Annotated in this window: 5 protein-coding genes and 1 pseudogene; 4 read left to right on the top strand and 2 right to left on the bottom strand. The window is 54.9% G+C overall.

Going from position 1 to position 6,517, the window contains the following annotated elements; genetic code table 11:
• Positions 1-101: 101 nt before the first annotated feature.
• Positions 102-575 (bottom strand): annotated as a pseudogene (locus ACSZPU_RS09740) (integrase); the annotation flags it as partial.
• A 141-nt stretch (positions 576-716) separates the two neighbouring features.
• Here ACSZPU_RS09740 and mutS point away from each other — a divergent pair.
• Together mutS and ACSZPU_RS09730 are read left to right on the top strand one after the other, a co-directional pair.
• On the top strand, positions 717-3,299 hold the full coding sequence (gene mutS, locus ACSZPU_RS09735; protein WP_498998020.1) for a DNA mismatch repair protein MutS: 2,583 nt from the start codon (positions 717-719) through the stop codon (positions 3,297-3,299).
• Between the two features lie 136 nt (positions 3,300-3,435).
• Positions 3,436-3,864 (top strand): OsmC family protein, encoded by a 429-nt coding sequence (locus tag ACSZPU_RS09730; RefSeq protein ID WP_498998018.1) that lies wholly within the window; start codon positions 3,436-3,438, stop codon positions 3,862-3,864.
• Between the two features lie 54 nt (positions 3,865-3,918).
• On the opposite strand, the gene ACSZPU_RS09725 is transcribed toward ACSZPU_RS09730, so the two are convergent.
• Entirely contained in the window at positions 3,919-4,323 is a 405-nt protein-coding gene (locus ACSZPU_RS09725; RefSeq protein WP_498998016.1) for a MarR family winged helix-turn-helix transcriptional regulator, read from the bottom strand.
• A gap of 171 nt (positions 4,324-4,494) precedes the next feature.
• On the opposite strand from ACSZPU_RS09725, the gene ACSZPU_RS09720 reads away from it, so the two are divergent.
• Together ACSZPU_RS09720 and ACSZPU_RS09715 are read left to right on the top strand one after the other, a co-directional pair.
• A complete protein-coding gene (locus ACSZPU_RS09720; RefSeq protein WP_498998015.1) occupies positions 4,495-5,097 on the top strand; it encodes a non-oxidative hydroxyarylic acid decarboxylases subunit B in 603 nt (200 codons plus the stop codon).
• Positions 5,087-6,514: a non-oxidative hydroxyarylic acid decarboxylases subunit C gene (locus tag ACSZPU_RS09715; RefSeq protein ID WP_498998013.1), complete on the top strand. Its 1,428-nt coding sequence runs from the start codon at positions 5,087-5,089 to the stop codon at positions 6,512-6,514. Before ACSZPU_RS09720 ends, ACSZPU_RS09715 begins: the two co-directional genes overlap by 11 nt.
• Positions 6,515-6,517: the final 3 nt, after the last annotated feature.

The following is a 6,517-nucleotide window of genomic DNA, read 5'->3' as shown; positions in this document are numbered from 1 at the left end:
TTCAGGCAACCGTCTGTGGTGTTTGCAGAGCTAAGATTGGCGGCTTAGCGTTGCACTTCGGAGTTGAATCCGCCAAGGACTCCACTGAACCCCACCGATTAAATCGCACCTTCCTTAGGTTTAGCGGGCTTAGCTCTTGATGTGAGATGACTTCTGTACTGAGCGAACACCTCACTTAATGTTAATTCTGCTGCATCAAGTTCACGCCTGATCGCATTAGGATTTCGCTTTGTGCTCATCATTGTCTGAGCGAGTAGCCTGGCGGCATCGCGTGCTTGTTCTAATGATGAAAAGTCTTCGATGTTTCCTACCTTCGCTTTGATGACTCTTGATTTACCGCTTTCTCTTGTGCTGATACGATCAGATGCAACTCGACGTTGTAGAACATACGTTTTCTTTGTAGCACTGACCTTAACGCCAAAACCCACAGGGGCATCACGATGAGCATCAAAGACGATGTAAGGCTTACGATCTAGATTGGGTTCATATTCAATCAAGCCATCAAAAGTAACGCTGGGTCGTACATCTATTGATAACTTGTTGAGAATCATTGTTTTAGAAAGAGTTATGTTCATAAATCAACCTGTGTAGCCTAGTTGTGGTTTTTGCTGATACCAAAATCATAGCTGAGTTACTCATGGGCTACAAATTGAACTTTTGAGTGTGTTATATGTACCCTAACACACTCACTTGAAAACTAGCGCAAAAGGCTAAAAATGAGTAAAATCAATGATAAACATAACGAAAAACAAGGCTTAGAAAGCCATACTCCCATGATGCAGCAGTACCTGAAACTGAAAGCGCAGCATCCGGAGATTCTGCTCTTCTATCGCATGGGCGATTTTTACGAACTGTTTTATGACGATGCCAAACGTGCATCTCAGCTAATGGACATCTCGCTGACCAAACGCGGCGCTTCCGCAGGCGAACCCATTCCGATGGCGGGCATCCCGCATCACGCGGTAGAGAACTACCTCGCAAAACTGGTCAATCTGGGCGAATCGGTCGCAATTTGCGAACAAATCGGCGATCCGGCTACCAGCAAAGGGCCGGTAGAACGCAAAGTGGTGCGCATCGTCACCCCCGGCACCATCAGCGATGAAGCCTTATTGCAGGAACGCCAGGACAACCTGCTGGCGGCTATCTGGCAGGACAGCAAAGGGTTCGGCTACGCCACGCTGGATATCAGCTCCGGGCGTTTTCGCGTCAGCGAACCTGCGGACCGCGAAACCATGGCGGCAGAACTGCAGCGCACCAACCCGGCGGAACTGCTCTATGCCGAAGACTTCGCCGAAACGGCCCTGATTGAAGGCCGTCGGGGTCTGCGCCGTCGCCCACTGTGGGAATTTGAAATCGACACCGCGCGCCAGCAGCTCAACCTGCAATTTGGTACCCGCGACCTGGTCGGCTTTGGTGTGGAAAATGCCCCGCGCGGCCTCTGTGCGGCGGGCTGTCTGCTGCAGTACGTGAAAGACACGCAACGCACTTCCCTGCCCCACATTCGCTCCATCACCATGGAACGCCAGCAGGACAGCATCATTATGGATGCGGCGACCCGTCGTAACCTGGAGATCACCCAAAACCTGGCGGGTGGGTTCGAAAACACCCTGGCATCCGTGCTCGACTGCACGGTCACGCCGATGGGCAGCCGCATGCTCAAACGCTGGCTGCACATGCCGGTGCGCGACGGTAAAACGTTGCTTGAGCGTCAGCAGACCATTGGTGCATTGCAGGAAAGCACCAGTGAGCTGCAACCGGTGTTACGTCAGGTGGGTGATTTAGAACGTATTCTGGCGCGTCTGGCGTTGCGTACCGCACGCCCGCGCGACCTGGCACGCATGCGCTATGCCTTCCAGCAACTGCCGGAATTGCGCGCACAGTTGGCGAACATCGACAGTGCACCGGTGCAGCAACTGCGTGAGAAAATGGGCGAGTTCATTGAATTACGTGAGCTGCTGGAACGCGCCATTATTGATGCGCCGCCGGTGCTGGTTCGCGACGGCGGGGTGATTGCGCCGGGTTACAACGCCGAACTGGACGAATGGCGTGGGCTGGCAGATGGCGCGACCGATTACCTCGACAGACTGGAAATCCGTGAGCGCGAGAAGCTGGGGCTGGATACGCTCAAAGTTGGCTATAACGGCGTGCACGGCTATTTCATCCAGATCAGTCGTGGGCAGAACCATCTTGCGCCGATTCACTACGTCCGTCGCCAGACGCTGAAAAACGCCGAACGCTACATTATTCCTGAATTAAAAGAGTACGAAGACAAAGTCCTGACTTCAAAAGGCAAAGCGCTGGCGCTGGAAAAACAGCTGTATGACGAGCTGTTCGATCTGTTACTGCCTCACCTTGAAGCATTGCAACAAAGCGCTACCGCGCTGGCGGAACTGGATGTGCTGGTAAACCTGGCCGAACGTGCGGACACCCTGAACTACTGCTGCCCGACATTCAGCGACAAACCGGGCATCCGCATCGTCGAAGGCCGTCACCCGGTGGTTGAGCAGGTGCTGAAAGAACCGTTTATTGCGAACCCGCTTAATCTGTCGCCACAGCGCAGAATGCTGATCATTACTGGCCCGAACATGGGCGGTAAAAGTACCTATATGCGCCAGACCGCGCTGATTGCGCTGTTGGCCTATATCGGCAGCTATGTTCCGGCGCAAAAAGTGGAAATCGGGCCAATCGACCGCATCTTTACCCGTGTCGGCGCGGCGGACGATCTGGCAAGCGGGCGCTCAACCTTTATGGTCGAGATGACCGAAACGGCCAATATCCTGCACAACGCCACCGAACACAGCCTGGTGCTGATGGACGAGATTGGTCGCGGGACGTCGACTTACGATGGTCTGTCGCTGGCATGGGCCTGTGCGGAAAATCTGGCAAATAAAATCAAAGCGTTGACCCTGTTCGCCACCCACTATTTCGAGCTGACACAGCTGCCGGAAAAAATGGAAGGCGTGGCCAACGTCCATCTGGACGCACTGGAACACGGCGACACCATTGCCTTTATGCACAGCGTACAGGACGGCGCGGCGAGCAAAAGCTATGGTCTGGCAGTTGCCGCACTGGCGGGCGTGCCTAAAGAGGTGATTAAGCGCGCGCGTGGCAAATTGCGCGAGCTGGAAAGTCTGTCGCCAAGCGCGGGTGCTACGCAGATTGACGGTACGCAAATGTCGCTGCTGGCCGCACCTGAAGAGACCAGCCCGGCCATGGAAGCGCTGGAAAATCTGGACCCGGACTCCCTCACGCCGCGTCAGGCGCTCGAGTGGATCTACCGCCTGAAAAGTCTCGTCTAACGCCCCGGCCCGCAGCCACCCTGCGGGCCATCCTTTCGCGAATAAATTCCCCGAATGCCAGGCAAGCCCGATATCGGCTTCTATACTTTTTATTTGTCTCGATTTATTTCTCTCAATAATGAAAAGGAACGATGCGATGGCTATTCACAAGAAAGGGCAAGCTCACTGGGCGGGCGATCTTAAACATGGCAAAGGGACAGTTTCGACAGAAAGCGGGGCGCTTAAACAACTTCCTTATGGCTTTAACACCCGTTTCGAAGGCGTTCAGGGGACTAACCCGGAAGAGCTGATCGGCGCGGCTCATGCGGCCTGTTTCTCTATGGCGCTTTCGCTCATTCTGGGTGAAGTCGGCTACACGGCAGACAGTATCGACACAACGGCAACCGTCACGCTGGACCAGGTTGACGGCGGTTTTGCGATCACCAAAATCGCCCTCAAAAGTGCGGTAAAAGTTCCAGGTGCCGATGCCGCCAAATTTGACGAGGCGATTCAGAAAGCCAAAGCCGGTTGCCCGGTCTCTAAAGTGTTGAACGCGGAAATCTCGCTGGAATACACCCTGAACTAATGCATGATGCAGGAAACAAACCGCCCGGCTTGTTTCCTGCTTTTCACAAAAAAATCAGCGCATCATCCGACGAATAAGCTGCGTGAATTGTTCCCGCTCCTCTTCGCTTAATTTGCCAAGAAACTCGTCATCCACGCCGTTCCCTACCGGAATACTGGTTTTCAGCAGGGCTTCCCCTTCCTCGGTCAGAAACAAGAAACGACGCCGTTTATCGTCCGGATCGTGCTCCCGACGAACCAGGCCGCGCATTTCCATACGACTGAGCATTTCAGCAAGCGTCGCCTTGGTGCTGACCGCCACCTCCGTCAGGGCAACCTGCTCAATGCCGGGATGTTCGGCAATAGAACGCATCACCGCATATTGCGGTTTGGTCAGTTCCGGCAATGCCTGTTGCCAGCGCGCCGTATGCTGCTGGAATAGCTGACGCAGCAGGTGAAAGGCCTCTTTTCTTAACTCCATGAATGCTCCATTACGGGTTTCTCCTCCCTATGATAGCCATTAACTTGCCGAATTTTAACGCGCCATTTTTTAACAAAAAGTGCGCCCGTGCACGAACAATCTTGTCAGTGACGATTGCCAGGCGTAGCTTGTTTTTAAACGTTCGTATACGAACAACTTTTGAGGTGGTGAATGAAACTGATAATCGGGATGACGGGGGCAACCGGCGCACCATTGGGCGTGGCGCTCTTGCAGGCGCTGCATGATATGCCAGAGGTGGAAACCCACCTGGTCATGTCAAAGTGGGCGAAAACCACCATTGAGCTGGAAACGCCTTACACCGCCCGCGACGTCGCCGCCCTGGCGGATGTCTGCCATAGCCCCGCCGATCAGGCCGCCACCATCTCCTCAGGCTCATTTCGCACCGCTGGCATGATAGTCATTCCCTGCAGCATGAAAACGCTGGCAGGTATTCGCGCTGGCTACGCCGAAGGGCTGGTCGGCCGCGCCGCCGATGTGGTGCTTAAAGAGGGGCGCAAACTGGTGCTCGTTCCGCGTGAAATGCCGCTTAGCACCATTCATTTAGAAAATATGTTAGCGCTTTCCCGCATGGGCGTGGCGATGGTGCCCCCGATGCCCGCTTACTACAACCATCCGCAGACCGTTGACGACATCACCCAGCATATCGTGACCCGCGTGCTCGACCAGTTTGGTCTGGAGCACCGCAAAGCGCGTCGTTGGGAAGGGCTGCAGGCGGCACAGAATTTTTCACAGGAGAAAGAATATGGCTTTTGATGATTTACGAAGCTTCCTGCAGACGCTTGATGATGAAGGGCAACTGCTGAAAATCAGTGAAGAGGTTAATGCCGAGCCGGATATCGCGGCGGCGGCCAACGCCACCGGGCGTATCGGCGACGGCGCCCCTGCGCTGTGGTTTGATAATATTCGCGGTTTCACCGATGCGCGCGTGGCCATGAACACCATCGGTTCCTGGCAAAATCACGCCATCTCCATGGGCTTACCGTCGAACACGCCGGTTAAAAAACAGATTGAAGAGTTCATCCGCCGCTGGGATACCTTCCCTGTCGCACCGGAACGCCGCGCGAATCCGATGTGGGCGGAAAATACGGTCGACGGTGACGAAATTAACCTGTTCGACATCCTGCCTCTGTTTCGCCTGAACGATGGCGATGGCGGCTTCTATCTTGATAAAGCCTGCGTCGTTTCCCGCGATCCGGTTGATCCCAACCACTTTGGTAAGCAAAACGTCGGCATTTACCGTATGGAAGTCAAAGGTAAACGCAAACTGGGCCTGCAGCCGGTACCGATGCACGACATTGCACTGCATCTGCATAAAGCGGAAGAGCGCGGTGAAGATTTGCCGGTTGCCATTACGCTTGGCAATGATCCGATCATCACCCTGATGGGCGCGACGCCACTGAAATACGATCAGTCAGAATACGAAATGGCCGGCGCGCTGCGTGAAAGCCCCTACCCGATCGCCACCGCCCCGCTCACCGGCTTTGACGTGCCCTGGGGTTCGGAAGTGATCCTCGAAGGGGTTATTGAAGGGCGTAAACGCGAAATCGAAGGGCCGTTCGGCGAATTTACCGGTCACTATTCCGGTGGGCGCAATATGACGGTCGTGCGTATCGATAAAGTCTCTTACCGCACAAAACCGATTTTTGAATCCCTCTACCTGGGCATGCCGTGGACCGAAATTGACTACCTGATTGGCCCGGCAACCTGCGTACCGCTCTACCAGCAACTGAAAGCCGAGTTCCCGGAAGTGCAGGCGGTGAACGCCATGTACACCCACGGCCTGCTGGCGATTATTTCTACCAAAAAACGCTACGGCGGCTTTGCCCGCGCGGTGGGCCTGCGCGCCATGACCACGCCACACGGTCTGGGTTACGTGAAAATGGTGATCATGGTCGATGAAGACGTGGACCCGTTCAACCTGCCGCAGGTGATGTGGGCGCTGTCGTCGAAAGTGAACCCGGCGGGTGACCTGGTGCAGTTGCCGAATATGTCGGTGCTGGAGCTGGATCCAGGCTCAAGCCCGGCGGGCATTACCGATAAGCTGATCATCGATGCCACTACCCCGGTCGCCCCGGATACGCGTGGTCACTACAGCCAGCCGGTACAGGATTTACCTGAAACCAAAGAATGGGTTGAAAAACTGAGCGCCATGCTGGCCGCACGTAAATAAGGA

This window comes from Phytobacter sp. V69 (genome assembly GCF_965644215.1).
Lineage (GTDB): Bacteria > Pseudomonadota > Gammaproteobacteria > Enterobacterales > Enterobacteriaceae > Phytobacter.
This window is presented reverse-complemented; position numbering and strand designations above follow the sequence as displayed.